5 protein-coding genes are annotated in these 3,050 nt (G+C 43.9%); 2 read left to right on the top strand and 3 right to left on the bottom strand.

The annotated features are described in order from the left end of the window. Positions 1–99: 99 nt before the first annotated feature. Together PX482_RS24675 and PX482_RS24670 are read left to right on the top strand one after the other, a co-directional pair. On the top strand, positions 100–330 hold the full coding sequence (locus tag PX482_RS24675) for a hypothetical protein (RefSeq protein ID WP_046663804.1): 231 nt from the start codon (positions 100–102) through the stop codon (positions 328–330). Between the two features lie 2 nt (positions 331–332). Continuing rightward, positions 333–689: a type II toxin-antitoxin system PemK/MazF family toxin gene (locus PX482_RS24670; RefSeq protein WP_002764069.1), complete on the top strand. Its 357-nt coding sequence runs from the start codon at positions 333–335 to the stop codon at positions 687–689. 184 nt (positions 690–873) lie between these two features. Here the strand turns inward: PX482_RS24670 and PX482_RS24665 are convergent, their stop codons facing one another. The 3 genes from PX482_RS24665 to PX482_RS24655 form a co-directional block, all read right to left on the bottom strand. Continuing rightward, entirely contained in the window at positions 874–1,689 is an 816-nt protein-coding gene (locus PX482_RS24665) for a hypothetical protein (RefSeq protein WP_288027623.1), read from the bottom strand. 322 nt (positions 1,690–2,011) lie between these two features. Beyond that, positions 2,012–2,386: a putative quinol monooxygenase gene (locus tag PX482_RS24660; protein ID WP_002763977.1), complete on the bottom strand. Its 375-nt coding sequence runs from the start codon at positions 2,384–2,386 to the stop codon at positions 2,012–2,014. Positions 2,387–2,623: 237 nt separating this feature from the next. Then, positions 2,624–2,794: an SUMF1/EgtB/PvdO family nonheme iron enzyme gene (locus PX482_RS24655; RefSeq protein WP_288027629.1), complete on the bottom strand. Its 171-nt coding sequence runs from the start codon at positions 2,792–2,794 to the stop codon at positions 2,624–2,626. Positions 2,795–3,050: the final 256 nt, after the last annotated feature.

Here is a 3,050-nt window from a genome sequence, read left to right as displayed (position 1 = left end):
TGGTTAATTCCTAGTCTGAACGAAAAGGCACTCCCGCAAGGGGGTGCTTTTTTGTTGTTAGAATTATGATATAGCTCAATGTTAAGTGGAGTTAATTTTATGATATCCCCTCAAATTATTGAACTGGAACAAAAATTACGAGACTGTTCTCTTGAAGATAAAAAATGGTTATTGGAGCAGTTACATCAACAATTAGGATTGAATAATCAAAAAACAACTAAACAACGATTAATGGATAGTTGGAATGAAGCTTATAGTGATGGATTGGACGAATCAGAAACTTTGATGTTAGAGGGAATACGCCATCATCAACGCCAATTATCTGAGTAAATATGACGATTTTTCAAGGTGATATTTATTGGATTGATTTAGGAGAACCACAAGGTTCTGAACCTGCTTATCTTCGTCCTTGTGTTGTGGTGCAAAATGATGCTCTGAATCAGTCACAAATTGGGACGGTTATTGTGTGTCCATTAACAACCAATTTGAGACGAGCAAAAGCTATTGGTAATGTTTTATTGAATGAGGGTGAAGGGAATTTACCTGAATCCAGTGTTGTTAATGTTTCACAGGTTTTCACGGTTGATAAACGTCTTTTAACGGAGTCTATCGGAAGACTTTCTCAGGAAAAAATCAAATTAATTATTCAGGGAATGAAGTTGGTTATTGAACCTCAAGAACTCGAATAATAGGGGGTTATAAAAGGATTTAAATAATCCATTTACCCTTAGACTTAGCTAGTGGCGAACAGACTCCCGTGGCTCTGATTGCTCCCGCTATCAATGGTTAAGTTCTAATCAAATAATTACGACAAAAAAGGTTGGGGTGAGCTAATGTTCGCCCCAACCTTTTTTTATTGAAATTCTCGACAAATCACCTGACCAATAACCACTTCTCGCTCCAAGCACCGTTGACATTGAAGCCACTGCGCGTAGAGGTGAAGGTAAGGGAACCGTAGTCGAAGTTATTGCAGATGGTTCCGAAAATAGTGGCATGGACTCGCTCAGGTGGACAGATATCTGCGGACCCGTAGCCGTTCTTTCCGCGAGTCCCCAGGTGGGAATAGGTGTTGCCATCCCAATCCCCGTTACCGAACCAGGTTGTGTTGGCTGGACCTTCTTTCAGCATACAGCGCAGACCTTTGCCTCTGCGCCCACCTGTCAAATCAGTTACCTGATATTGATTGAAATGGCTACCGCAGGTTTTGGGACGGGGTAAGGGGTTGTAGTTAACGGAGGAAGCCGAACGCCACTCCTCATTCCAAGCCCCAGTCACTCGAATCACTCCTGGTCTGACCGTTCGGATATCGAGATTACCCGGATAGTTGAAGTTAGCATCCTCCCCGTTACCGTGAATGTCGGACGCGAACCCGACCAACATTCTGCCTCGGTCAATCGCCTGTCCCAAATGACGGTAGGTAGCCCCTTCCCAGGTTCCTTCCCCGTACCAGGACAGACGGGGAATGCTTGAGCCTTGCTGTCCTTTACTGAATTTGACACAACGAATCCCAGTTCCCCGTCGGTTATCTAGCGAACGAACTATATATGTTTCTAAGTGGGGACCACAATTGAAGCGAGTAGCAGTAGTCAGAAGGATCGGCTCTATTGGAATTTGAGCGAGGCTGGGCAAAGTTGCCACCAACAGGGCTATACCGCTTAATACGATAGTCTTGACAGAACGTAGATTCATAATTTTTTCCCGAAATTGGGAAGCCGTGTTTACTTGCTAATTTCAGAATATTCGGAGTCTCAGGGTGATGTCAGTCCCAAAATAAGTGGAAATTGACGATTTCAATCATTTCTACTTTCAGGAATAAAGTGGAAGAACATGGAAATTTGCTGCCATTTATCTCCTCTTCTCCCGCTTTTTCTCGTATGGTCGATATGTACTGAAAGTTTAATTGTCCCTCAATCTTTCTAATAGTTGGGCGCAAGACAAACTCGCCGGAGAAAGAAGTAATCCGGTGCGTTTCGAGACGGGAATAGGGCATCCGTTTTCTGTCAGTTCGGGGTTAGGCTTCGCTGGTGCGGCGAATACCTTCGTCGAGAACGAAAAACTGAGGGTTAAGAGAAGCCAATTGCTCCCGCAGCTTTTCGATTTCGGAAGCGGGAGCGTGAACTTCTAGGCGAATAATCTTGGCGATTTTGAGAACTTCGTCTAGCAGTTCCCCAACGTTTTGCAGGTGGGCAAGAACTGCGGCGGCATCGACGTAACCCTCGCGGCAATGAACAATATTACCGCTAAACGAGAAAGCATAATGGATACAGCCCTCTTCGGTGCGGGTTCTCTCAATGAACTTGGGGCTTAGTTCCTTAAACGCAGCAATTTTTCCTTCTTGTACTTCAAAGTAGGGTACTAGAGTACAGCAAGTATCGATTTTGAACATTAGATTCTCCTTTTAGGTGGTGCGGAGGGGTATCCCGCGTTTGTGGTCTCTTCTGTCAGTCTTGAAAATTTTAACGAATTTACGCGTTTCAGGCTAGGAGAAATCAAGGTTTCAACCCACTTTAACAAAAGAGAGATAATTCTCTCAATCCTTGTATAGTACATAAATACCACATAAATAGTACATTTTGCTCAAAAAAATCGAAAAAGGGAAAAAAGGAAAAAAAGGGGAAAAGGGTTACAGAGTCCTCCCAGCACCGCGCACCACCCGAAAACCGCCGCTGCTGCCGTCGTCGCGGCGGTTGATGTCGTAGTGGTAAGCGGAACGGCAGTTATCCGGATCGTTGAACCAAGAACCGCCCCGCAGAACTTTATATGCCTGATTTTGCTGTTTTTTGCTCTTTTTTATCTCTTCATAATTTTCGCACCAATCATCTTGACACCACTCCCAGACATTTCGGTAATGATTCGGTAGTAGTGGCGTAGCTCTCTTGCTTACCTGGTATGAATTGTGTAAAATATTTATTAATAAAAATAATTGGAACCCGATCAGTCTTTAAACCTCTAGCTTGATCATGACGTTTCTGATAAATATCTTTTTCTGGCTCCGGCCTGGCTTACTCAAATATCCGTTCACAACCGCACAAAGTCCCCCGTTCACGTCT

Source organism: Microcystis sp. M53602_WE12 (assembly GCF_030065455.1).
Classification (GTDB): Bacteria; Cyanobacteriota; Cyanobacteriia; order Cyanobacteriales; family Microcystaceae; genus Microcystis; species Microcystis aeruginosa.
The sequence above is the reverse complement of the archived record's forward strand: the minus strand, read 5'-3'. Positions and strand labels throughout refer to the sequence as shown.

What these genes read in the sequence shown, in the direction of transcription:
- PX482_RS24675 (WP_046663804.1), top strand. Translation starts at nt 100, where the DNA reads ATGATATCCCCTCAAATTATTGAACTGGAACAAAAATTACGAGACTGT.
- PX482_RS24670 (WP_002764069.1), top strand. Translation starts at nt 333, where the DNA reads ATGACGATTTTTCAAGGTGATATTTATTGGATTGATTTAGGAGAACCA.
- PX482_RS24665 (WP_288027623.1), bottom strand. Translation starts at nt 1,689, where the DNA reads ATGAATCTACGTTCTGTCAAGACTATCGTATTAAGCGGTATAGCCCTG.
- PX482_RS24660 (WP_002763977.1), bottom strand. Translation starts at nt 2,386, where the DNA reads ATGTTCAAAATCGATACTTGCTGTACTCTAGTACCCTACTTTGAAGTA.